The sequence below is a fragment of the Acetobacter oryzifermentans genome (assembly GCF_001628715.1).
In the GTDB taxonomy this organism is placed as follows: Bacteria; Pseudomonadota; Alphaproteobacteria; order Acetobacterales; family Acetobacteraceae; genus Acetobacter; species Acetobacter oryzifermentans.
Map to the genome: position 1 here is coordinate 2,746,555 of NZ_CP011120.1, position 24,127 is coordinate 2,770,681.

General features: G+C 51.5%; 24 protein-coding genes and 1 tRNA gene. 13 read left to right on the forward strand and 12 right to left on the reverse strand.

Annotated elements, in window-relative coordinates:
• Positions 1 to 2: 2 nt before the first annotated feature.
• The 7 genes from tolQ to secA all read right to left on the reverse strand — a co-directional run bounded on the left by tolQ (position 3) and on the right by secA (position 6,961).
• Positions 3 to 743 (reverse strand): protein TolQ, encoded by a 741-nt coding sequence (tolQ, locus tag WG31_RS12950; protein WP_006115644.1) that lies wholly within the window; start codon positions 741 to 743, stop codon positions 3 to 5.
• Positions 744 to 841: 98 nt separating this feature from the next.
• Positions 842 to 1,255, reverse strand: a complete 414-nt coding sequence (gene ybgC / locus WG31_RS12955; protein WP_006115645.1) for a tol-pal system-associated acyl-CoA thioesterase — start codon at positions 1,253 to 1,255, stop codon at positions 842 to 844.
• Positions 1,252 to 2,328 (reverse strand): Holliday junction branch migration DNA helicase RuvB, encoded by a 1,077-nt coding sequence (ruvB, locus tag WG31_RS12960; RefSeq protein ID WP_006115646.1) that lies wholly within the window; start codon positions 2,326 to 2,328, stop codon positions 1,252 to 1,254. Before ruvB ends, ybgC begins: the two co-directional genes overlap by 4 nt.
• The gene (ruvA, locus tag WG31_RS12965) at positions 2,325 to 2,936 is read right to left on the reverse strand and encodes a Holliday junction branch migration protein RuvA (RefSeq protein ID WP_063354778.1); all 612 of its coding nucleotides are present in this window, start codon (positions 2,934 to 2,936) and stop codon (positions 2,325 to 2,327) included. The genes ruvB and ruvA overlap by 4 nt, the downstream gene beginning before the upstream one ends.
• Positions 2,933 to 3,439, reverse strand: a complete 507-nt coding sequence (gene ruvC / locus WG31_RS12970) for a crossover junction endodeoxyribonuclease RuvC (RefSeq protein WP_006115648.1) — start codon at positions 3,437 to 3,439, stop codon at positions 2,933 to 2,935. The genes ruvA and ruvC overlap by 4 nt, the downstream gene beginning before the upstream one ends.
• A gap of 6 nt (positions 3,440 to 3,445) precedes the next feature.
• Positions 3,446 to 4,195, reverse strand: coding sequence for a YebC/PmpR family DNA-binding transcriptional regulator (locus WG31_RS12975; RefSeq protein WP_006115649.1), 750 nt, complete (start codon positions 4,193 to 4,195; stop codon positions 3,446 to 3,448).
• 39 nt (positions 4,196 to 4,234) lie between these two features.
• A complete protein-coding gene (gene secA, locus WG31_RS12980; RefSeq protein ID WP_063354779.1) occupies positions 4,235 to 6,961 on the reverse strand; it encodes a preprotein translocase subunit SecA in 2,727 nt (908 codons plus the stop codon).
• Between the two features lie 226 nt (positions 6,962 to 7,187).
• On the opposite strand from secA, the gene WG31_RS12985 reads away from it, so the two are divergent.
• From WG31_RS12985 to WG31_RS13005, 5 genes are all read left to right on the forward strand, one after another.
• Positions 7,188 to 8,108 (forward strand): peptidylprolyl isomerase, encoded by a 921-nt coding sequence (locus WG31_RS12985; protein WP_063354990.1) that lies wholly within the window; start codon positions 7,188 to 7,190, stop codon positions 8,106 to 8,108.
• A 78-nt stretch (positions 8,109 to 8,186) separates the two neighbouring features.
• Entirely contained in the window at positions 8,187 to 9,434 is a 1,248-nt protein-coding gene (gene argJ / locus WG31_RS12990; protein ID WP_063354780.1) for a bifunctional glutamate N-acetyltransferase/amino-acid acetyltransferase ArgJ, read from the forward strand.
• A 57-nt stretch (positions 9,435 to 9,491) separates the two neighbouring features.
• Entirely contained in the window at positions 9,492 to 10,121 is a 630-nt protein-coding gene (locus WG31_RS12995; protein ID WP_063354781.1) for an RDD family protein, read from the forward strand.
• 150 nt (positions 10,122 to 10,271) lie between these two features.
• Entirely contained in the window at positions 10,272 to 12,794 is a 2,523-nt protein-coding gene (locus WG31_RS13000; protein ID WP_082823221.1) for a mechanosensitive ion channel family protein, read from the forward strand.
• On the forward strand, positions 12,787 to 13,539 hold the full coding sequence (locus WG31_RS13005; RefSeq protein ID WP_063354783.1) for a 2OG-Fe dioxygenase family protein: 753 nt from the start codon (positions 12,787 to 12,789) through the stop codon (positions 13,537 to 13,539). The genes WG31_RS13000 and WG31_RS13005 overlap by 8 nt, the downstream gene beginning before the upstream one ends.
• A gap of 30 nt (positions 13,540 to 13,569) precedes the next feature.
• Here the strand turns inward: WG31_RS13005 and WG31_RS15860 are convergent, their stop codons facing one another.
• The gene (locus tag WG31_RS15860) at positions 13,570 to 13,734 is read right to left on the reverse strand and encodes a hypothetical protein (protein WP_006115656.1); all 165 of its coding nucleotides are present in this window, start codon (positions 13,732 to 13,734) and stop codon (positions 13,570 to 13,572) included.
• 167 nt (positions 13,735 to 13,901) lie between these two features.
• Here WG31_RS15860 and WG31_RS13010 point away from each other — a divergent pair, with 167 nt between their 5' ends.
• Positions 13,902 to 14,315: a hypothetical protein gene (locus WG31_RS13010; RefSeq protein WP_035353019.1), complete on the forward strand. Its 414-nt coding sequence runs from the start codon at positions 13,902 to 13,904 to the stop codon at positions 14,313 to 14,315.
• 66 nt (positions 14,316 to 14,381) lie between these two features.
• On the opposite strand, the gene WG31_RS13015 is transcribed toward WG31_RS13010, so the two are convergent.
• Both WG31_RS13015 and WG31_RS15865 read right to left on the reverse strand, forming a co-directional pair.
• Complete coding sequence (locus WG31_RS13015) at positions 14,382 to 15,299, reverse strand: DnaJ C-terminal domain-containing protein (RefSeq protein ID WP_063354784.1); 918 nt, start codon at positions 15,297 to 15,299, stop codon at positions 14,382 to 14,384.
• Positions 15,296 to 15,466, reverse strand: coding sequence for a hypothetical protein (locus WG31_RS15865; RefSeq protein WP_162853384.1), 171 nt, complete (start codon positions 15,464 to 15,466; stop codon positions 15,296 to 15,298). Before WG31_RS15865 ends, WG31_RS13015 begins: the two co-directional genes overlap by 4 nt.
• 279 nt (positions 15,467 to 15,745) lie before the next feature.
• Between WG31_RS15865 and WG31_RS13020 the strand changes: the two genes are divergently transcribed.
• From WG31_RS13020 to WG31_RS13045, 6 genes are all read left to right on the forward strand, one after another.
• Positions 15,746 to 16,048: an accessory factor UbiK family protein gene (locus tag WG31_RS13020; protein WP_035353127.1), complete on the forward strand. Its 303-nt coding sequence runs from the start codon at positions 15,746 to 15,748 to the stop codon at positions 16,046 to 16,048.
• Positions 16,049 to 16,105: 57 nt separating this feature from the next.
• Positions 16,106 to 16,606 (forward strand): type III secretion system chaperone family protein, encoded by a 501-nt coding sequence (locus tag WG31_RS13025; RefSeq protein ID WP_035353015.1) that lies wholly within the window; start codon positions 16,106 to 16,108, stop codon positions 16,604 to 16,606.
• Entirely contained in the window at positions 16,606 to 17,427 is an 822-nt protein-coding gene (gene proC / locus WG31_RS13030) for a pyrroline-5-carboxylate reductase (RefSeq protein WP_035353012.1), read from the forward strand. The genes WG31_RS13025 and proC overlap by 1 nt, the downstream gene beginning before the upstream one ends.
• Positions 17,428 to 17,484: 57 nt before the next feature.
• Entirely contained in the window at positions 17,485 to 18,126 is a 642-nt protein-coding gene (locus WG31_RS13035) for a hypothetical protein (RefSeq protein WP_006115669.1), read from the forward strand.
• Between the two features lie 88 nt (positions 18,127 to 18,214).
• Positions 18,215 to 18,289, forward strand: a tRNA-Gln gene (locus WG31_RS13040).
• 264 nt (positions 18,290 to 18,553) lie between these two features.
• A complete protein-coding gene (locus WG31_RS13045) occupies positions 18,554 to 19,834 on the forward strand; it encodes an MFS transporter (RefSeq protein WP_063354785.1) in 1,281 nt (426 codons plus the stop codon).
• 71 nt (positions 19,835 to 19,905) lie between these two features.
• Here the strand turns inward: WG31_RS13045 and WG31_RS13050 are convergent, their stop codons facing one another.
• On the reverse strand, positions 19,906 to 20,175 hold the full coding sequence (locus WG31_RS13050) for an HU family DNA-binding protein (protein ID WP_003623313.1): 270 nt from the start codon (positions 20,173 to 20,175) through the stop codon (positions 19,906 to 19,908).
• Positions 20,176 to 20,286: 111 nt separating this feature from the next.
• Here WG31_RS13050 and WG31_RS13055 point away from each other — a divergent pair, with 111 nt between their 5' ends.
• Positions 20,287 to 21,246, forward strand: coding sequence for a rhamnan synthesis F family protein (locus WG31_RS13055; RefSeq protein WP_063354786.1), 960 nt, complete (start codon positions 20,287 to 20,289; stop codon positions 21,244 to 21,246).
• Here WG31_RS13055 and WG31_RS13060 read toward each other — a convergent pair.
• Positions 21,243 to 24,062, reverse strand: coding sequence for a glycosyltransferase (locus WG31_RS13060; RefSeq protein WP_063354787.1), 2,820 nt, complete (start codon positions 24,060 to 24,062; stop codon positions 21,243 to 21,245). The genes WG31_RS13055 and WG31_RS13060 overlap by 4 nt on opposite strands.
• Between the last annotated feature and the right edge of the window lie 65 nt (positions 24,063 to 24,127).

Consider the following 24,127-nt stretch of genomic DNA (forward strand, 5'->3'; position numbering starts at 1 on the left):
TCTCAGGTCCTCTCTTCGGACTGGCGAGAAAGAATGGCAGCAAACTCGGTACCAAAACCTTCCAGACGATCCTGGAAAAGATCCATGCTGTTGCTGATGACGTTATACGCCACATAAGCTGGAATAGCCGTTAACAGGCCAATAGCCGTTGCAAACAGGGCTTCGGAAATGCCGGGGGCCACAACGCTAAGGTTTGTATTGTGTTCAGCCGCAATGGAGCTGAAGGAATGCATAATCCCCCATACCGTGCCAAACAGGCCAACAAACGGCGCAACAGGTGCAACCGTTGCCAGAAAGATTACCCAGCGGCGCAGGCGGTCCATTTCACGCGTGATGGTAATACCAATAGCGCGGTCAACACGTTCCTTAACGCCACCACGCACCAGATCCACACCGGGAATACGGGCTGAGCGCCGCCATTCCCCCATAGCTGCGCCAAATACGGCAGACATTGGGTTGGTGGGCTTGGCGCCATCACTTTCATACAGATCATCAAGGCTACCACCAGACCAGAAGCGATCTTCAAACCCTGTGGCTTCACGATTGATGCGACGCAACGTGACAAACTTGTCCAAAATAATTGCCCATACCATCACGCTGCAAATCAGCAGCCCAAGCATGACAATTTTGACAACAAGCGAGGCGTGCATGAACAACGCCCATACTGACAAATCTCCCGCCGCATTTACGCCGAGATTTGCCGCATCAACCGCACGATCCAATAAAGCCTCCTGCCTCTGCACCCCTTACGGGCGATCTGTCTCCGACTCGGTCGAGACACATGCTTTGCCCGACGCTCCTGCTTCTTACTTGGTTCCTCAAAAAAGCAGAAGAGGCGCTTTCATCCCTTTGATGCCAATTTCTGCAACAAATCACGCCATAACGGCGGAAATCGGGCAGGACGCCCATCTGATACCTTCACGCAGGCCAGACCAACTTCAACCTGAGCGCATATATCATCACCACGCGTGCAAAGCTGATCCAGCCGGCAACTGGCCGCTCTCAAGTCAATCAAACGGGTGGTAACTGTTACAATATCATCCAGTTTCAAGGGCATTTTGTAGGCAAGACGGGCATCACGCACTACAAAAACAAGCCCATATTCTTCCTGCAAACTGGATGCTGGCATACCCAAGCTCCGAATCGCTTCGGTGCGCGCACGTTCTGCAAACGCAAGATACCGTGCATGGTAAACAATGCCGCCCGCATCTGTATCTTCGTAATAGATTCTGAAATCTATGGAGTGGGTGGTCATTCTTCCCCCTCATCCTCGCCTGCAAGAAAATCCATTTGCTGGTTGCCCCCCGTAGCCGAAGCCGGAGGAGTAAGCCCCAGATGCCGCCAGCCGCGTTCACCAAGAACACGACCGCGGGTGGTACGCAGAACAAGACCTTCCTGGATCAGGTAAGGTTCAATGACATCTTCCAATGTATCGCGCGATTCGGCCAGAGCTGCCGCCAGCGTTTCCACCCCGACAGGGCCACCATGATGATATTCGGCAATCCGGCGCAGATAGCGCCTATCCATGGCATCCAGCCCAAGTGCATCAACCTCTAGCCGCTTGAGAGCCGCATCCGCCACTTCCGTTTCTACAGGCACCCCGACAGGCACAGTTACAGATGCAAAATCCCGCACTCGGCGCAACAACCGCCCGGCAATACGTGGCGTACCGCGTGAACGACGGGCAATTTCCATTGCACCACCTTGCGTAAGGGCAAAATCCAGCTTTTCTGCCCCTCGTGCCACAATTTTACACAGTTCTTCCGGCGTATAAAAAACCAGCCGAAGGGGAATACCAAACCTGTCCCGCAATGGCGTGGCCAAAAGGCCTGCGCGCGTGGTAGCTGCCACAAGCGTAAAGGGCGGCAGATCAATACGGACAGACCGCGCAGCCGGGCCCTCACCAATAATCAGATCAAGCTGGAAATCTTCCATCGCAGGATAGAGAATTTCCTCAATAGCGGGCTGAAGGCGATGGATTTCATCAATAAACAGCACATCGCGGGGCTGTAAGTTGGTAAGAATTGCTGCCAGATCACCCGCACGCTGGATAACGGGGCCAGATGTGGCCCGAAAACCCACCCCTAGTTCGCGCGCAACAATCTGGGCCAAGGTTGTTTTACCCAACCCCGGCGGCCCATGCAGCAGAACATGATCTAAGGCATCACCACGCTGTTTGGCGGCCTTGATAAAGATGGAAAGATTTTCCCGACTGGCCTTCTGGCCTGTAAAATCATGCAGAGTTTGCGGGCGAAGTGTGGATTCGCCAACATCTTCCTCCCGCCGTGCTGCATCAATTTCCCGATCAGGCGTAAACTCCGCACTCATCGGGCAAGATCTTTCAGGCTGTCACGAATCACCAGATCCAGTGTGGCGGCAGCCCCGTGCGTATCCATCACTTTCCGCACCACAGGCGCCGCTTCTGCCCGACGGAAACCCAAGCCTGCCAGCGCCATAAGGGCATCTGCTTCTATGCTGCCCGCAGGGGTTGCCATGGCCGGAATAGTAATACCACCGCTCCCACCACCAGGCATTTTACCAGCTTTATCACGCAGTTCTGTCAGAATCCGCTCTGCCAACCTGCCACCCACACCGGGTGCACGCGTAAGGCTGGCTTTATCGGATGTCATCAACGCGGCCACCAACTCTCCCGGTGAAAGGGTGGACAGGATACCAAGAGCAACCTTTGCCCCCACCCCTTGTACACTTGTAAGCAACCGGAACCATTCACGCTCTGCACTTTCCATAAAACCGTACAGAAGAATAGCATCTTCGCGCACAACGGTTTCTATCAGAAGCCGTGCTTTTTCTGGAGGATTGGGTAAGGCGGCCAAAGTGCGTGTAGATGCAGCAACAAGATAGCCAACACCGTTTACGTCTATAACGCAGCTTCCCAGATCAACTTGAATGACCAATCCGCATAAAAACGCAATCATGCCATTCTTACCCCGGCTGCAATATGACGTGCACTGGCACGATGATGCGCGTGGCAGATAGCAACTGCCAGTGCATCCGAAGCATCTGCACGGACAATTTCTGCTCCGGGCAAAAGCCGCCGCACCATCATTTCTACCTGTTTTTTATCTGCTGATCCGGTACCAACAACCGATTTTTTAACAGAAAGTGCGCCGTATTCCGCCACACTTACCCCTACCAATGCGGGCACCAACAACGCCACACCACGCGCATAACCCAGCTTAAGGGTGGCCGAACCATTACGGTTTACATAAGTTTCTTCAACCGCTGCTTCTGCTGGTTCCAACCTGTTTATCAGCATCAGCAGGTTGTCATGCAGCACCTTTAAACGGTCTGGCACGCTATCGGCACTATTGGTTGCAATAATGCCATTTTCAACATGCCGGAGCCGATTGCCCTCGACATCAATCACGCCCCACCCCGTAAATCGCAGGCCGGGATCAATGCCGAGCAGACGTACCATTATACTCTAGGCCGAAAGTTTTTCGGCCAGATCATCCGGCAGGTCAAAATTGGCGTACACATTCTGTACGTCATCATGATCTTCAAGCGTATCTAGTAGTTTGAACAGGCTACGCGCTTTATCTTCATCCAGCGTTACGGTGTTTTCCGGGCGCCAATCTAGCTTGGCGCTTTCTGGCTCACCAAAGCGCGCTTCCAGCGCATCCTTCACCGCAAAGAAGGATTCTACTTCACACGTCACTTCATGCGATGTTTCTGTAGAAACAACATTTTCTGCGCCAGCCTCAATAGCTGCTTCCAACATTTCATCTTCAGAAGCTACAGACGCCGGATACGCAATCACGCCCAACCGGCGGAACATGAAGGAAACGGAATTGCTTTCCCCCATAGACCCGCCGTGTTTGGAGAAAGCAGCGCGCACATCAGATGCCGTACGATTGCGATTGTCGGTTAGGCCTTCAACAATAATCGCCACACCAGCAGGGCCATACCCTTCGTAGCGCACTTCCACATAGTCATCACTACCTGCGGCACCAGATGCCTTTTTAATGGCGCGTTCGATCGTGTCTTTAGGCATATTTACTTCACGCGCAGCTGAAATAGCTGCACGCAAGCGCGGGTTTGCTGCTGGATCAGGCAAGCCTGAACGCGTTGCCACCGTAAGTTCCCGAATAACCTTACCAAACTGCTTAGAGCGTTTTGCATCCTGCGCACCTTTACGGTGCATAATGTTCTTAAACTGGGAATGACCAGCCATCTTCCTTACCTTGTCGTCTGCAACAGTGCCGGGCGGGCTTTAGACAAGCCGCCCGTGACAATGCTTGTATTTCTGGCCCGAGCCACATGGGCAGGGCGCGTTACGAGGTGTCTCACCCCAGCTTGAAGGATCATCCGGCATAATGGCGCTACCACCGATAGGCGCAGCCATTTCCGGCGATGCACCGGGTGAAAGACCAGGCCCCGGTTCCGAGGCGTATCCCTGCACTTCCGGATCAGCATGGATTTCTGCCGTATCGGCAAACGGATCAACAGCCGCTGGCGGAGGCGTTACTTCCACCCGCGCCATCAGCCCAACCACACGCTGGCGCATTTCTTCCAACATGAATGTAAATAGCTGGAAAGCTTCGTGCTTATATTCGTTCAGCGGATCTTTCTGGCCATAAGCACGCAAGCCAATGCCCTGCCGCAACTGATCCAGCGCATGCAGATGCTCTTTCCACACCGCATCATATGTTGTCAGTAAGATCTGCTTTTCAATAAAGCGCATTAAGTCTGGGCCGATATTGGCGGCTCGGGCAGCTTGCGCCTGTGTGGCTGCTTGGCTGATCCGATCCGCCACAGCCTCGGCGTCCATGCCATCTTCCTTGGCCCAAGCTGCTATCGGCAGATCCAGACCGAAGGTTTTTTGCACATCTTCCGTCAGCCCAGCCACATCCCATTGTTCCGCAAAGGATTTTTCTGGGATACGGCGCGCTACTATCGCATCAATAACATCTTCCTGCGCTTCCGTCACAATGGAAGATACATCCTCAGTCGCCATAAACTCACGGCGCTGAGCATACACTTCCTTGCGCTGGTCATTCATCACGTCATCATATTTGAGCGTGTTCTTGCGCATATCGAAGTTGCGGGCTTCGACTTTTCTTTGTGCCCGTTCCAGCGCCTTGCTCAACCATGGATGAACAATGGCCTCGCCTTCCTTCATGCCCATTTTCTGGAACATTCCGCTCATGCGGTCTGAACCGAAAATACGCATCAAGTCATCCTGAAGCGAGATAAAGAATTTGGAATTACCGGGATCACCCTGGCGGCCAGCACGACCGCGTAGCTGGTTATCAATGCGCCGGCTTTCATGCCGTTCCGTGCCAACAACATACAGGCCACCAGCCTGCTGCACGATATCATGATCTCGCGCAACGCGATCACGGATTTCTTTTTCAGCCGCGTCACGCTCTGGGGAATCTTCCATTTCTCCCAAGGTTTGGGAGATCAGCATTTCCACATTGCCACCGAGCTTAATATCCGTGCCACGGCCAGCCATGTTGGTGGCAATGGTAATGGCGCCCGGCGCACCTGCCTGCGCCACAATCTTGGCTTCCATCTCATGGAAACGAGCGTTCAACACGTGATGTGGGATAGCTTCGCTCTTCAGCAGATCTGAGAGCGCTTCACTTTTTTCAATGGACGTGGTGCCGACCAAAATCGGCTGGCCACGTTCGTGCACATCCCGAATGAGTTTAACAACAGCAGCAAACTTTTCCTGCTCTGTCAGATAAATCTCGTCGTCTTCATCCTTACGCGCAACCGGACGATTGGTGGGAATAGCCACCACATCCAGATTGTAGATTTCTGCAAACTCATCCGCCTCTGTCATGGCGGTGCCGGTCATGCCGGAAAGCTTAGGATAAAGGCGGAAATAGTTCTGGAAGGTAATGGAAGCCAGCGTCTGATTTTCCTGCTGAACCTCCACGTGTTCCTTGGCTTCCAGCGCCTGATGCAGGCCATCGGAATACCGGCGGCCTTCCATCATACGGCCAGTGAATTCGTCAATAATCACCACTTTGCCATCACGCACGATGTAATCCACATCCCGCGAGAATAACGTATGCGCGCGCAAAGACTGCTGAACATGATGCACCACAGCTACGTGCTGCAGATCGTAAAGGCCGCCTTCATCCAGCACACCTGCCTGACGCAGCAGATTTTCCACATGGTCCGAACCTGCATCCGTCAGAATAACAGTGCGGAACTTTTCATCTTTTTCAAAGGTAGTGGGGTCCTGCACAAGCTGGGCGACCACGGCATCTACTGCGCGATATAGATCTGAACTGTCTTCCGCCGGCCCGGAAATAATCAGGGGGGTACGGGCTTCATCAATCAGAATAGAATCCACTTCGTCCACAATGGCGTGGTAGAAGGGACGCTGCACCATTTCGCCCAACTGGTACTTCATATTATCACGTAGATAATCGAAGCCGAATTCGTTGTTTGTGCCGTAGGTAATATCAGACGCATAAGCTTGGCGGCGCGCGTCATCGGGCATATTGGGCACAATCACGCCCGTTGTTAGGCCCAGAAAACTGTAAAGCCGCCCCATCTCTGCCGCGTCACGCGCGGCAAGATAGTCGTTCACAGTCACAACATGCACGCCCTTGCCCGCCAGCGCGCTGAGATACACAGCCAGCGTGGCCACCAGGGTTTTACCTTCCCCGGTGCGCATTTCTGCAATTCGGCCAGAATGAAGCACCATGCCGCCAATCAACTGCACGTCAAAATGCCGCATCCCCAACACCCTGCGCGAGGCCTCACGGCACACAGCAAAGGCTTCGGGCAGCAGATCATCCAGACTTTCGCCTTTGGCGATCCGATCTCGGAATTCCTGCGTTTTGCCGGAAAGGGCGGTATCATCCAGCGCCTGTACCTGTGGTTCAAGCGCGTTGATCTCCGGCACCCGGCGTTGAAATATCTTAAGCGTCCGGTCGTTGGCGGTGCCGAACAGGGCGCGGACAAAGCGTGAAAGCATGAACACCTTTCCGGAACAATGCGGCCCCTTACCCCTGCACTACCCCAAATGGTAATGCAGCAAGGGACACTGGCATGGCTGGCTTGCCGTGCAAAATAGGACCGGGGCGGGTTGCGGTCAACCAACCGTACCGGTGGAAGCAGGATTGAAACAGGGGTTGCCGGGTGGAAAGCCCTCCTTCATACAGGATAAATAGGTTTTAATGGCTTTAAAGGTTTTAATACACATGCGGCTTATTCCCCACGCGTTTGGCCTGGCAGCAGCAGCTCTTTTTGCTACCACCACCCTTTGCACGCCCTCCTTTGCAGCAGACCCTGCTCCCGCAGCTTCGGTCGCACCTGCAAAGCCAGCAGACCCCAACGCTGTGGTAGCCACCGTGAATGGTGAAAAAATCACGCTGTCTGATGTGCAGACGGCCATGATCTCTTTGCCACCGCAGATGCGCCAGCTTCCCCCGAACCTTATTTTCCCCATGCTGGTCAACCAGTTAGCAGATCAGAAAGCCATTCTGATTACGGCGCAGAAAGAAGGGTTGGACAAAAAGCCTGAAACCCAGCAGATGATGGTGAATGCTTCCAACACCGCATTGCAGAATGCATGGTTGTCTGAGCAGGTTATGCCACACCTGAATGATGATGCCATTAAGCAGTATTATGATCAGAATTATGCAGGCAAGCCAGCCGAAAAAGAAGTGCATGCCCGCCATATTCTGGTGAAAACCGAAGCAGAAGCTAATGATGTTATCAAGAAGCTGAAGGCTGGTGCAGATTTTGGTAAATTGGCCGCAGAAGTTTCTACCGACAAGGGCAGCGCCCAGCAAAACGGTGGTGATCTGGGCTGGTTCAAGAAAACAGACATGATCCCGGCCTTCTCTGATGCTGCATTCGCCATGAAAAAAGGTGAAATCAGCAGCACTCCGGTAAAAAGCCAGTATGGCTACCATGTCATTCAGGTGCTGGACACACGCACAGATCCGGTTCCCACACTGGATTCTGTACGGGACAAAATCCGTCAGGCTCTTATCCAGAAATATGTACGTGAAGCTGTGGATAAAGCCACCAATCAGGTTAAAATCGTGCGTTTTGACCCCAATACCGGCAAGCCGCTGGCTGATGCACCAGCACCGGCTACCGCACCCAAGAAATAAAACCATTAAACCGCAAACCTCGCCCTTAGATATGCAGGGCGAGGTTTTTGCACAGATACCCTTTAAGGATACCGCCAGATGGCGCAGACAATCCCCGTTTCCCCCCTGGCCCTGCCAATGCCGGAACTTGGTGTTGTGCGTGGGATTCGCCTTGGCGCTATTGCGGCTGGTATTCGTTATAAAGGCCGCACAGATCTGGTTCTGGCTGAAATGGCCCCCGGCACCACAGTTGCGGGCGTATTTACCAAATCCAAATGCCCCGGCGCACCTGTAGATTGGTGCCGTGCTATTCTGCCAAAAGGGGAGGCCCGCGCATTGGTTGTAAATGCCGGGAACGCCAACGTATTTACTGGCCAAGCCGGACGCAAAACATGTGAAGCCACAGCAGAAGCCGCAGCCAAACTGGCAGGCTGTTCTGCCAAAAATGTTTATTTAGCTTCTACCGGTGTTATTGGGGAAATTCTGCCTGCTGAGCGCATCACCTCTGCGCTTCCAGCACTGCATACCGCCCTTTCAGAAAACGGGTGGGAAGATGCCGCACGCGGGATCATGACCACGGATACCTTTCCCAAAGTGGCCGTGCGCAAGGCCACACTCAAAGGCACGGAAGTTATTATTCAGGGTATTGCCAAAGGCAGTGGCATGATCGCGCCAGACATGGCCACCATGCTTGCCTTTGTTGCAACCGATGCAAAGCTGCCTGCATCTGTGCTGCAAACCCTACTGAGTGCAGGTATCCAAAAAACCTTCAATTGCATTACGGTGGACTCGGACACCTCAACGTCTGACATGGTGCTGCTGTTTGCAACCGGGGCCGCGCAGAATCCTGATATTGCCGCCACCACAGATGCTCTAACAAACCCAGAACTGGCTGATTTCCGCACCGCGTTGAACGCCGTTCTGCATGATCTCGCCCTGCTGGTTATTCGGGATGGTGAGGGCATTACCAAGCTGATGAGCATTCAGGTCAGCGGCGCTGTATCCGATCAATCTGCATGGCGTGTTGCCATGGCTATTGGCAATTCCCCACTGGTAAAAACCGCCGTAGCAGGGGAAGATGCCAACTGGGGCCGCGTTGTGATGGCTGTTGGCAAATGTGGGGAACCCGCAGACCGCGATACGCTTTCTGTCTCTATTGGTGGTGTCTGCATTGCCCGTAATGGCACCGTTGTAGAGGGATATGACGAAACCCCCGTGGTGGCGCATATGAAAGGGCAGGAAATCGATATTGCAGTTGATCTTGGCCTTGGCACAGGCACCGCTCAGGCTTGGAGCTGCGATCTGACCCACGGCTATATTGATATCAACGGATCTTACCGCAGCTAAGCGCCACTATCTGCCCCAACTGTTTATTTACTTATCTTTCCTGCGGAGCAGGCCCTTATGTCCAATTCGGCACCGCCCCCCGGCTGGGGGGCTCCTTCTGGCGATTTTTATGGAATGCAGCCCGGCACGCCCGCTCCTGTATGGATTTACGCTGGCTTCTGGTGGCGGGTATGGGCCTTTCTGATTGATGGCATTATTCTTGGGGCCATAGAAACCGTTCTGGGGTTTTTTGTTGCACCCAATGTCACTGTCAATTGGCAGGAACTGCCCCTTGATGGCTCTGGGCAAAGCATGAATGTGGTGGATGTTGCCTCCTTCGTGCAGCCTGAAAATATCTCCGTTCTTATTCCGCACATTCACACAGGGCCTTGGCCACTCGCCAGTCTGCTGCTCGCCCTTATTCCGGCAGTTTATTACGTGTTGTTTGAGGCATCTTCCCTCCGTGGCACACCCGGCAAACGGGTATGCCGGTTGGAAGTCGTCACACTTTCAGGCGGGCAGATCAGCTTGGCACAGGCTATTCTGCGCTTTGTCATTAAGGCGTTTATTTCTTTCCCACTGCTGTATATCGGCGTCATTATGGTTGCGTTTACGCGGCGCAAGCAGGGGCTGCATGATCTTATAGCTGGCACATTGGTTATCCGGGCAGAAACACAGCAAGTTGCGCCCTTCCAACCACACCGGTAGTTTATCCACTCCCTTCTGAACAACTGCTATCAGCACGCATCATCTTGATACCGCCCAATTTGCCTCCTACCCTAGAGGCAGACTGGGCATGGCTGTTGCTTGCGTGCCCTTGGATATTTTTACCCGTTCAGCAAAGGATGCAGCGCCCCCATGGCGGCCAATAGTCCGGATCAGAGTCTATCCTTTTCACCCTCTCCGCCTCAGTCGCCTTCCTTGGCTGCATGGCTTTGTCGGCTTTTTTGCCTGTTTGCGTTGGGATTGGGGTTTCTTTTCCCTGTTACGCATGCGCGTGCGGATACGGCAGCAACTGTTCCTCAAACCACCGGTTTGACACAACAGGACGCGCAGCAGTTACTGAACGTTCTGAACGATCCGCAAAAGCGGGAAGATTTTTCCAAAACCCTTTCCCTTATGGCCAAGGGCTTACCTGCCGCCATACCTAAAGCGGCACCTGCCCCAGCGGCTGCCAAACCACAGGCAGATAACGCTGTTATAGACAGCGATGTCCATTCAGAATTGGATACTCTGCAAAGTTCGATCCATGGCTACCTGAACAATTTTACCAGTCTTTTTAAAGATTTGAGTATTGTTGGCCCGTGGTTCAAAAACGAAATCCGCAACCCGGCCTCTCGGCAGACCCTGATTGATGCGTTTAGCCGTGCCCTGCTGATTATTGGCCTTGCTCTGGTTCTAGAACGCGCCACCAGCATTGCAATGCGCAAACCGCTGAACTCTGTAACGCAACATGCAGAAAACCGAGAAAAGCGGCTAGAGGCCTCTGCCGAATCTGCTGCCGCAGCTGATAGTAGCGATGCCGCAGCAGCAAATGATGCGAATACCACCCAAACGCGTGAAAATGACCAGCGGCGTGGCACCGAAGTTTTACGCTATTTAGTTCGCGTACCGTATAATGCACTGCACTTCCTTATCAAACTTCTGCCTGTTGGGGTGTGCCTGCTTGTTGGTTATTTGGGCGCAGAATTTTTAACCACCACAGCGCAAGCTCATACTGTTTCTCTCACCCTTATTAACGCTTACGCCATTGCGCGTGGGCTATATCTGGTTGTGGAAACAACATTGGCACCCCGTTCCTACGCTATCCGTCTTATTCCTGCATCGGATGAAACGGCACGCCTGCTCACACGCTGGTGGAACGTGCTGGTGGCTGCCCCTTCCATTGTGATCTGCCTATCTACCTTGGGGAGTGAGTTTGACCTCAGCCCTCGCGGTGTAGATGCCATGCAACGTGCTGTGGTGCTGATCCAGCATCTAATTATTGCAGCCTTTATCTGGCGGCTCCGCCATATTGTGGCACGGGCCCTGCAACCCTCATCCAACATGCGTAAAAATGCCCTCTGGGCTTTTGCCGGCACGCTGGCGCATGTGTGGTGGGTGCCTGTGATGTTCCTGGACATGGCGCTGTGGTTTGTCTGGGCCGCACATCTTAAAGGAGGCTATCAGTGGATCCTGCGCGGAACACTGTTGACCTTCCTCTGCCTGGTGCTTTCCCGCGTTATTGCCCTGTTGGCTTATGGTTTGCAGGATAAGCTATTCCGTATCAGCCCCACGTTGGAAGCCAGTTATCCGGGCATGCAAAAGCGCGCGGATTTCTATTACCCGTTCGTGCGCCGGATTATTACCATTGCCATTATTTTTATTACCGCCATCTGTCTGGCACAAAGCTGGAGCATCCCCAGCTTCCGCTTCTTCTTTAGTTCTGCGCTGGGTGAACGTCTGATTGGTGCCGCCATCTGCCTGCTTATCGGCATGACAGTTGCTGCTGTTGCATGGGAGGTCGTAAACGGCCTGCTGGAAAAACAGATTACCCGTTACACATCCAGCGCACAGGCTGCGCGCGCGGCACGCTTGCGCACTGTGCTGCCTATTATCCGTACCGTTTTGCTGGCCGTTATTATCATTTTTGTAACAGTCACCACGCTGTCTCAGATTGGTATTAACGTTACCCCCTTGCTCACAGGCGCTGGTATTTTGGGGGTTGGTCTTTCCTTTGGTTCACAGAGCCTGGTTAAAGACGTTATCACCGGCTTCTTCATGCTGGCAGAAGATGCCATTCAGGTAGGCGATTGGGTAACTACCGGCGGGATTGCTGGTATTGTTGAGCATCTTTCCATCCGTACATTGCGCGTTCGCTCTGTGGATGGTGACTTGCATATCATCCCCTTCTCATCCGTAACCTCCATTGCCAATACTGCCCGTGGGTTTAACCAGGTTATTGTGCATCAGACGGTGGATCTGACCGAAAGCAGCGAACGAGTTGCCAAGATCATGCAGGACACCGTTCAGGAAATGCGCAAGGAAGACGCTTACAAGAACATCATCTTGTCTGACTACGTTGATCTGGGTGTTGATAGTTCAGACGGAAACGGCGCTGTGCTGGTTGGCTCCATCAAAACCGCACCTATGATGAAGTGGAAAGTGCAGCGCGAATTTTACCGCCGCATTGCAAACCGCATGGCTGCTCAGGGCGTAAAATTCTATACCCCAACATCCTACTCCACCACGCCGCCTGGCACCCCGGTCCATTTGGCAATGGATACAATGCCGCCAGAACTGCTTGAAAAAATTAACCAACGGGCCGCTCAGGTGCAGGAAGAAGCCAAATCTTCTGCTCCAGAAGCACCGCCTGCAGCAAAAGAACCACCACATGCCTGAAACAGGGTTGAACCTTTCAGGAGGGGCAGCCCCTCTTGATTGTATTGAAAAACCGCTGGCGCAGGAGGGCTTCGCCTTCCTGCAAGCAGCAAGTATGCACCCCATCCTGCAAGGTTTTGGGTTAGCTGATTGGGACCAGTTTGCCGCAAGCTGGAATGATCTGGGGTGTGACCGGTATATGGCAGATGGTGGGCGCTATCGCCGCCGCCGCTATGCCACGTTCTCACTTTCTGATCAGGAAATTCTGCGTAAACCACATCAACCCCATTACCAGAGCCGTGATTACAATACGCTGAATGGGGGGATTGAACGTTGGTTTCAACCGGTATTACCAGAAATTGGTAAGAACCCGGCTTTACTGTCCATTCTAAAACTTATGCACCAGCTGGCCGTGGATATGACGCCAGCCAAACAGCGCCCTCCGGCATGGCATGCAGAAATTCATCAGTTCCGAATTGAAGCCAGTAAAGATGCTGCCGGGCAACCCACGCCGGAAGGTTTGCACCGAGATGGCGTGGACTGGGTATGTGTTGTGATGATCCGCAGAGAAAACATTGCTCGCGGAGAAACATCCATTCACGATCTCAACCGCCAACGCGTGGGGGGCTTTACGCTCACCAACCCGCTGGATACAGCTTTTGTAAATGATAGCCGGGTGTATCATGGGGTTACCCCCGTACAGGCCGTAAACCCTGCCTTACCGGCTTATCGTGATGTGCTTGTTGTGACGCTTCGCCACGAGTAAAATAAAAAGGCCGGGGAACCGGCCTTTTTGTTAATACCCTGCGTAATAAATAGCGTGCAGCCCCAAAGCCAGACAAGAAAATACAAAAAACATGGCGCCAGCCATCTGGCAGCATTCTTTAAAAGAAATGGTATTGTAAGCAGAAACTGCAGAAGCAGAAGAAACCACACTATTTTGCTGTTCTGCTTCGCTCATGCCTGCGCCCTTTTCGTTTTATGCAATGCTGATTTGTTCATAGCACTTATCTGGCTACGATTGTCTCTTTCGTCAAGGGCCATAGGGTTGTCCCATTCCCTAAAATGGGGTGGACGCCACCCCTGCCCGGGGTTCACATAAGAAGAAATTCATTTGGAGTTTCAGACTTGAAACAGATTGCTTCGGCCCTTCTTGCCACCAGCCTCCTTGCCTCCCCCGTGTTTGCCCAAACCCCAGAGAAACCGGCTACAACAGAAAAAGCTGCACCAGCCCAGCCTTATTCCATTGCAAGTTTTATGGGTAAGTGGGCCGTCACAATGGTTATGGAACCCATTACCATTATGGGTAACCGCGCTGTTGGCCCCGCAGCACGCTTAGTGGTTGTTGTACCGGACAACATTAGCAAAGTTGTAAAGCAAAACCACTTTGCCCTGGCGCGTAAATCCAACGAGGTATGGGAAGGACAGCAAGAAGACGTAACCGCTACGCTGACACGTCTTTCAGAAAATACAGCTCAATTGGTTCTGGTTCAAAAAGATGGGCATAAAATGGAGATCCCACTTTACCGCGATGACGGCTGATATCTGAATTTCCGCCACTTTCCCCGCCCAAAATATAATGGGCAGGGAAAGATTTATCGGCCTGAATTACTTTTCTTCTGCAGGATTCCAATTTTTCAGGAACTCCTGCAAATCGGCATCTGGTGTGCCAATTTTCACTTGCAACGTCACATACAGATTACCTGCTGGGCGGGCCCCGTGCGCCTGCACGCCTTTGCCACGAAGCCGCAATACGGTGCCCGTATCTGAACCTGCAGGCACATTCATCTTCACCGTTCCTGTGGGGGTTGGCACCATGATAGCCCCACCCAGCACAGCGGTTTTAAGATCTACATCCAGATTTTCCCGCAGATCATTCCCTTCCCGCGTATATGTGGGATCAGACATCACGGTAACGGTAATAAGCGCATCTCCGTCTGGGCCACCTTGCACACCGGGGGCACCTTTACCACGCAGACGCAACACTTTGCCGTCTTCTATCCCCGGAGGGATTGTCACATTCAGCGTGCTGCCTTCTGGCAAGGTAATACGAGATTTACCGCCGTTTACAGCGTCTAGAAAACTGACCTTAAGCGTATAGGATCGATCTTCCCCTTTACGTGGGCCAGAACGCCGCGCCCGGCCACCGCCACCAAACATGCCTCCAAACAGATCGCTCAGATCTTCTTCTGTAAAGCCGCTTGCACCACCGGGGCCGCCACTATAGCGGAAGCCACCCGCACCTCCGCCAAAATCATTAAACCCGCCGCCTCCGCCGCCAAAACCGGGGTGCCGTTCCTGCCCGGCAGCATCAATTTCACCGCGATCAAAACGTGCGCGCTTTTCTGGATCAGATAGCAGATCATTGGCCTGATTAACGGCCTTGAATTGTTCTTCGGCCTTTTTATCATCAGGGTTCAGGTCGGGATGGTATTTTTTGGCTAATTTACGATAGGCCTTGCGCACATCATCTTGGCTGGCACTTTTAGAAATACCTAGCACGTCATACGGATCACGCACGCTCATGCGGCACCTCCCTGCTGAGCAGGGCGGGAATCGGAAAAATTATCCGTATCCAGCAAACTCATAAGCAGAGCAATCACAACATCACGGGAATACCCGGCCTGTTCTGCCTCTTTCACAAAAGCTTCCAGACGGGGTTTAAGATATGCCTCCGCCGTTAAATTGTTCATAAATCACTTTCTCCATATCCCTGAAGGCCGCATAAAAGAGCATGCGCGTGCCCACAGTTTTTTCATGACATTACTTATAATAATGGGAACGCTCAAAGGCACGGTCAATGGATGCCCGGCACCATATGAATAGCTGATACCCATATATCCCGCAGCCGCTAAAAGTAAGGCGTGGCATCTGGCGCTCATACTCTTTATAAAGCCCAGAATGTAAGATAACGGCATAAACACACTTTGCTAACGTTTATGCCGCAAACCAGAATGATGGAGAAACCGGCTATGGCTGACAAACCGCGCTTTTTTGATGATCTTGCCGGCGTGGCCGGTGGAGCTTTTTCCGCCCTTACAGGTGTGCGCGAAGAAATTAACGCTATTGTTCGCAGCCGTGTAGATGAAGTGTTGACTGGCCTACAGGTTGTGCGCCGTGAAGAATTTGAAGTGATGCGTGACCTAGCCGCCCAGGCGCGGATTGGCCAGGAAGAGGCCGAACGCCGCTTGGCTGCGTTGGAAGAACGCGTAACGGCTCTCGAACACAAGCTGGCCCATAACAACAACGATCATGGGCACCAGCACCACGGCTGAAGCCGCACTTCCCCTTAAATATTCTTTTCTGCCTTCCCGCAGGCACGGAGCACCCCCATGCCAGCATTGACCTCTGAAGCATCCTCCATGCTCACCAACCCGCTTGATCTCATGGAACAGGTAATTGGTGGGCATGGCTGGACATTTGAACGCTGCACCCCAACGGAAATGGCAGCAGAAGCCCCTTCCCGCTGGTGTGATTACGGGCTGTTTTTTTCATGGTCAGCCGAACTGGGCGCTATTCTGTTTACCTGTGCGTTTGATCTTAAGGCAGCCCCCACACAGCACCCCGATCTGTACGAACTGATCGGGCTGGCGAATGAGCAGATATGGGTTGGCCATTTCAGCCTGGATACAGAAGACGGCGTTCTGCTCTTTCGCCATGCTCTGCTGTTGCGCGGTACACCATCCGTTACCGATGTATTCGAAGATATGATCGACATTGCATTGGCTGAATGCGAACGTTTTTACCCTGCTTTTCGTTTTTTTCTGCACGCAGGGTTGGATGCCAAAACGGCACTCGCAACAGCCATGATTGATTGTCAGGGAGAAGCATAATGACAAACACCCCCCTCCTGCCCTCCATCCTTCTCGTCGGTTGCGGTAAAATGGGTGGTGCCATGTTGGAAGGCTGGCTAGCGCATGGGTTAGCCCCTTCTGTAGTTATAGACCGGCATCTGGCAGAGCTTCCTGCTCCCCACCGTGTTGTGCGCTCTCTAGAGGCCATTCCGGCAGATTTTGCGCCAGATATTATTCTGGTTGCCGTCAAACCCCAAAAAGCCAATGGCGTTCTGGCAGAACTAGCCCAACACTTCCCTAACGCCACACTGCTTTCCGTTATGGCTGGCCGCACCATTGCCAGCCTACTGGCAGCTTATCGGGAAGGGAACGCTGCGGCCTCTCCTATTATTATCAGAAGCATGCCCAACACTCCCTCGGCTTTAGGTGCAGGCATGAGCGGGCTTTATGCACCGCCCGAAGCCTCCGCAGAGCAGAAAAAGCAGTGTGATCAACTCCTCAGCGCTGTGGGTAAAACCGTATGGGTGGATCAAGAAGGGTTAATTGATTCCGTAGCCGCTATTTCTGGCAGCGGGCCTGCTTATGTTTTTCTTCTAGCTGAACTGCTAGAACAGGCTGGCATAGAACAAGGGTTGGACGCACCAACCGCCCGTGCGCTGGCGCGCGGCACCATTTATGGTGCGGGGCAGATGTTGCATCAGCTTCCCACAGATGCCGCAGAGTTACGCCGGAACGTTACAAGCCCCGGCGGCACTACAGAAGCCGCATTGAAAGTTCTGATGGCCTCCGATGCATGGCCACAGGCCGTTTCAACCGCCATTGCTGCTGCCGTTAAGCGCGCCAAGGAACTTGCATCCTGATTTTTGCCTTTATGCCCATTGATTATATTTTCTCTTTCTTCTCGCGCAGGTTTTTAAATGGACAATGATGATTTTGATGCAGCGCTGGTTTCATCAGCTCTAACACTTTCTGCAGAACGTGGTTGGTCGCACATTTCTGTATTGGATGCCGCGCGTGATGCAGGCCTTTCCCTGCGTGAGGCACGGCAGCGCTTTCCGCTTAAGGCTTCCATCTTGCTTCGTCTTGGGCGCATGGCGGATGATGTCGCGTTGGCTGATGACACAGTAAGCGGCAACACCCGTGAACGCCTGTTTGACCTGTTGATGCGCCGGCTGGATGTATTCCAGCAATACCGTGAAGGCCTCAGTTCTGTGCTGCGCAGCCTGCCGATGGACCCTCCCCTAGCTATCATTCTAGGTGGTGCCACGCTTGAAAGCATGCGCTGGATGGCAGATGCCGCAGGCATTAGCGCCAACGGGCTAGGCGGATTTGTACGCGTGAACATAATTGTGGGCATATGGACCCACACTTTGCGTGCATGGGAAAAAGATGACAGCCCCGATATGGGCAGCACCATGGCGGCTCTGGATCTGGCGTTAGACAAAGCTGGCCGTTTTGGCCTCTTTCCCGCAGGTGATGAAGCGGCCTCTCTGGATGACGGATTGCCAGATCTGGAGGCTCTTCCGGATGCAGATTCTAGCTTTGCAGAAGGCCATTAATTTTTTCTTCTGACAAAGATCTGAAAAACAGACTTTACGAAAGCTGTCAGTTTGCCTTAAAAGAGCGGCACTGGCAGCTTAATGCTGATGGGGCGTAGCCAAGCGGTAAGGCAGCGGATTTTGATTCCGCCATGCGGAGGTTCGAATCCTCCCGCCCCAGCCAGAACCTAATCTCTTTAAAAAATATTCGTGTTTTTATTTTCATAAAAATTAAATGAATATATTCACCCACAATGTATTGTTGAAATTTGTATTTTCTAGAAATGAGTATAAATAAATTCTATATTTATTTATACGATCTTAACATTTAACACACTTTCAGAATACTTTATTATGAAATGTAAAACTATTCTGAATAAGTTTTCTGATACTCACACTTACTCTTGACGTTACGGAATATTCCTTTCTCTGATAGAAAACACCATTAGTGCTTTTTCTTTTGCTCTATCAGACTGCCCCCGTTGTCATGACACATCCTTCTGCGCCGCCTCCCTCGCTTTTGAAGCAACAGGGTATTCCTGCTGTTCTGGGAGGAAGAACACTTTCTGCCTTTGCATCTCAAGTACAGGCAGTAGCTGTAGGGTGGCAGGTTTATGCTCTTACCCATAGTGCAGCCGCATTGGGTTTTGTGGGGCTGGCACAATTTCTACCTATGGTACTGTTTATATTCCCTGCCGGGCACGCAGCAGACCAGCATAACAGGCAACGTATTGTTATCTCGTGCCAGGTGATCGAGGCGCTTGCTACGGCGTTCATGGCGTATGCCTCATTCTCGCATCACCTCACCTCCCTCATGATTTACGGGCTTGTGGTGGTATTTGGCATCTGCCGCGCCTTTGAAGCACCCGCGCAGCAAACGTTTCTGCCTTCTCTGGTTCCTCCTGCACTCTTTCCACGTGCAGCGGCTCTTTCTTCCTCTCTGTTTCAGGTTGCCTGTATCGCAGGGCCATCTTTGGGCGGATTGCTATACGGTTTGGGCGCAGGGGTATGTTATGCATTGTGCGCGCTTAGCTTTGCTATTGCCGCATTTTGTACTTTTTCCATGAAATTGCAGTTTCCAACCCGCGCCAAACAGCCTGCAACCCTAGCCGCTGTTTTTGGCGGCATTGCTTTTCTACGCCGCAAGCCCACTATGCTAGGCGCTATTTCTCTAGATCTATTTGCTGTGCTGTTGGGCGGGGCGACAGCCATGCTTCCCATTTTTGCAAATGATATTTTGCATGCAGGCCCTTGGGGATTAGGCTTGCTGCGGGCTGCTCCTGGTATTGGTGCATTATTGGTGGCAGCTATTTTAGCCCGTCATCCTTTAGGGCGACATGCTGGATTGTGGATGTTTGCAGCCGTTGCCATTTTTGGTTTTGCCACCATTGCCTTTGGTTTTTCTCGCTCCATCGCCGTTTCAGTTGTCATGTTGGCAATATTAGGCGGAGCGGATGTAATCAGCGTTATGGTACGCGGAGCACTGGTTCAATTAGGCACGCCAGATGAAATGCGTGGCCGCGTTTCTGCGGTGAACATGCTTTTTATTGGTTCATCCAACCAGTTGGGGGAATTTGAAAGCGGTATGCTGGCCGCTGCTATTGGCCCCATTCCTGCCGTTGTATTAGGCGGTATTGGCACATTATGCATTAGTGGAATCTGGATGATGCTGTTTCCCGGCCTGCGCAAACTGGATAGGCTGGAAGACATTACCCCAGAGCATTCCTGATAAAAAAGCCTTACGGAACAATATCCGTAAGGCTTTTTCCAAAGCTTATGCAGCTACCCGATCGTTCAGGCTTAAACAGCCTTTTTCAGATTCGGGCTTGCTTTAAAACGTACCGTTTTACCAGCTTTGACCTTTACCTGCTCACCCGTGCGAGGGTTCAAGGCCTTACGAGCTTTGGTCTTACGCACTGTAAACGTTCCGAAAGAAGGAAGTGTAAAACCACCTTCACGCTTCAGTTCTTCTACAATCGCATCAATAAGGTCATTCGCTGCCTGATTGGCGGCAACGCCGGTGCAGTTGATCGAGTCCTGGATCACTGCTGCAATAAAGGCCTTGCTCATGAAGTACTAACTCCCTTTCAGACAGAACTGTATGCACAAGAATTATTTGGCTATCATGCCTATGCTTTAAGGGCTTGTAGTCACATTTTGATGAAAAAACCAACTTAAAAAATGCAGCATCTTTTAAATCCTTCCGATCCTGTCAGCAAAAACGGATCATGTGGCTTTTCAGACACAGGTTTACCGGCGGGGTCTGTATGTCTTTTTGCTGCATTCGCACCAGACGGTATTTTACCGATTTTTACACGGTTTTACCTAAAAAACATTTTGGATTGCGGTTTTATTCTGCATCTGGTTCTTTCTGGTGAAACCCCAATAGATAAAGAAACCATTGTTTTCTGTAAAAAAAATAATATTCACGTTTGGCAACGCCCTAACGGAGGGATGGACTTTGGAGCATGGCGTTTCTTGTTCCAAAAAAACGTTGCAGATCAAGCTCCTTACGTACTTTTAGCGAATGACAGTGTCTTCGGGCCATTTCGACCTCTTGCCGATGTAGTAAAACAAGCACACGCATATACGTTACCTGCTTGGGGGCTTGTTGCCTCCCGCCTTATCACACCACATTTGCAATCATGGTTTGTTGGGCTTTCGCGGCACACACTGCAAGCAGCACCAGTGCAGCGTGTTTTTTCCCTCCCATTTGAACAAATGAGTCGGAATGAAATTATCTGGCATGGGGAATTAGGGTTATCCGTTGCGCTGCAAGAAGCCGGAGTTCCTCTTCAGGCAGCCTGGAGCGATCTACAGTCACCTCTAGCTCGCTTTCTCCCCACCAACCCTATGCACACGCACTGGTATTCTGTTGCTGCTTCTGGGCAGGTGCCTTTTATCAAGCGGGAACTCTTACGGAACAACAGCTTCGCTATCTCGAACTTACACCGGTGGCCAGAGGTTATTCCCCCAACGTCCAACTTTGATCACCAATGGATCATGGATAGCTTTTGCAAAAACGAATCCAGGTCAGCCCCTGCTGCCACAACAGCAAAAGGGCGAGCGCTTTATAATGTTATCAGCACAGCAGATAGCCTACGCTGGAAGATAGGCCATCTGAAACGTTCAACGCGTTAACCTGAGACTTGCGCCACTTCGTACAGCCATTTTCCCAGCTCTGCACTTTGCTGTTCAAATGTGGCAAGGGTCGCTTTATGAGGATTTACATAGTCCTGCATAAATCCGGGTGTATCCAAAAGGTTTTCCACCGCCATATGCAGGGTTTCTGGCCTGCCATCTATCGGAATAAGGGTGCCATTCACTCCATCCTCAATATCCTCCGCCTGGCCACCCGGAGCAGTAGAGATTACCCATACATCGCGCGATAACGCTTCACGCACGGTCAGGCCATAGCTTTCCTTCCATTGCGAAGGAAACAGCAGCACATCAATGCTATTGAAAAAGTCGTCTATTGTCTCACGCGTATAGGCTGGAATTGTGGAAACACGCCCCTGTGTTTTCCATGCTCCTGTGTAAACAGATTTGATACCCAGATTCAGCTTGTTATCAACAATAACCAGTTCCCAATCATCTCGTTCCAGCGCTTCAAATGCGCGTTTTACAAGAGAGTATCCTTTTATTTCTTCTGTGCCGCCTACGTAGCCAAAGCGTAGTTTTTGGCCGGGAAGACGTTGTGGATGAGAAGATTTGGGCCACAAAAAACCATTCCGGTTTACCCGAATTTTATCTGCCGGAATTCCATTTGCAACAAAAAGTGCACGATGCTCGGCACTAGGAGTCAGCAATAGTGCGGCATGCTGCATGGCCGTTATCATCAATATCTGACGTTCCGCCAGATGCCGTGCATGCGGCACACAAAGCTGGCACGTATGCAGATTGATTTTTTCCTGAAAGCAATAATGTCCATCGGCTTTCACCATGAACTGCCGCTCACATAACCACCATGCATCATGCAGTGTAATGACGTAAGGAATGTTTTTTTCCATACATACCCTTACACAACCTAGCCCCAACCCTTGTGTTGCATGAAAATGCACAATTGAAGGGCGGAATGCCTCCACCCACTTTTTAAAGGCTTGCGTGGCATCGGCATTATCCAACCCTGCTACGGCATCATGATCTGGGGGCGTGATAACACCCAAAATATCTGTGCCTTCCATACAATAGCGGATACTCGCCTTGCCGCGCTGCGCCAAAGGAGGGCGTGATGTAAACACGGCAACCTTTGTGTTTTCCTGCTGCTGAAGCCTGCGAGCCATTTCCTCTGCAACAAATGTTGCGCCGCCAAAAGAGCGTGGCTCGTAATAAATATTCGCACATAAAATGCGTAATTCTGATGACTTCTGAACTTCCGGCTTGCCGAACGCTGGCAAAACCTGGTTTTTCACAATGGCTTCTGGGCTATAATGATCCAGAACATCCTTACGGGCTTGATCACCAAGTGTTTTTCGTAATGTGCTGTCAGCAGCCAGCTTTAAAATGGCATCACACCATTCTGTATCGGTCTGTGCGACAAGCCCATTTTTACCATCTTGTACAATCTGCATAAACGCATCGCGCGGTGAGCAGACCACAGGCAAACTTAGAATAGCGGCTTCCAGAAATTTGATATTGCTTTTGGCATCATTGAAAATCGTAGGTTCTAATGGGGCAATCGTAATATCTGCCTGCGCCAACAATTGCATATAAGCTGCGTAATCTAACCCTATCTGGGTTTGCACTCGCCCACCCAACGCATCAAACTCTGATGGCAGAGTAAGATCTCCGATAATATGCAGTGTAAGGTGTGGGTCTGCTTGCATGGCTGCAAGAATACCTGCTGCCGCCAGCTTAAAATCTGCATCATGCGTACGTGTGCCAGAACCATACACAATGCGTATCTCGCGCTGCGTATCATGCTGGGGCACACCATTTTGCCGGATGTCCGCCACCACATCCAATGTCTGCTGATCCAGCGCGTTTTCTATAACAACGGTATGCTGAATACCGGCTTTTTGCATAGCCTGTGCCAACACACGTGTAGAGGCAATGGCCTTATCGCAAGACAACAAACATTTACGAAAAAGCCGAACGCCAAACAGAAGCTCTTCTTGCTCCTGTTTGTCCAAAGTGGCCAAATTGCCATTCTGCTTATAATCTTCCGCAGAAAAGATAAGATCATCCACTTCCCACCAAGGGGAAAGCTCTAACCGCCTTGTTTCCTTAAGGAGTGTTTCAACCGCAGGAAAAGCGGGAACACGGTAAAAAATAACCTCTGTGCATACCTGAAGAGCTGAAAGAGCTTCTTCTGTTTCTCGCCAATCAACAACCTCTACAAGCCACCCTAAAGACCGTAGTTGCTCTTCTTTCTGCCAAACGCGATATTTGGCACATTGGCGCAGAGATAACTCTGCAATAATCAGAACCCGAGGCGTCAAATCTTTTAAGCGTTCCTTGCCAACATTTGCAGAATAAACCTGATTTATTTTTTCTTCATGCATTAAAATACTTGTATTTTTCTTGTCCCCACCCTCAACAGTAGTACCCACTGTGGCGGGCTTACGTTCAAATAGACGTTCAGCTGCACGGCCAATGGATGAACGTGCCAAACGATGAGAGATACGAAACCGCACCCCTGCCACACCTTCATCCTGATAAATTTCTTGCAGCCTATGGTAAACGTCCGAAATTTTTCGGCCTGTTGGTAGCTGCCCTTTACTTAAATGCCGAACCACCCTTAACGGAGCCGTAAGACGCCAGGATAATGTATGCTGCCAGATACTAAGCTGACGTTGTGACTGTGAAAGTTCATGCCGAAGGTAAGAGGCTTCATGGACTATGCCATCCATGCGCATAGCCTGAATACGCATACTGGCCCGATAACTAGCGGTAAGGGCTTCTTCGGTAGATTGCTGCTTTTCTGGCGTGTCACACGGTAATTTAGAATACGCCATAAGCTTTAATTCTTTCACAATACTTTAGAAATATCACACAATCTTTTTATACAACCTATTTCAAA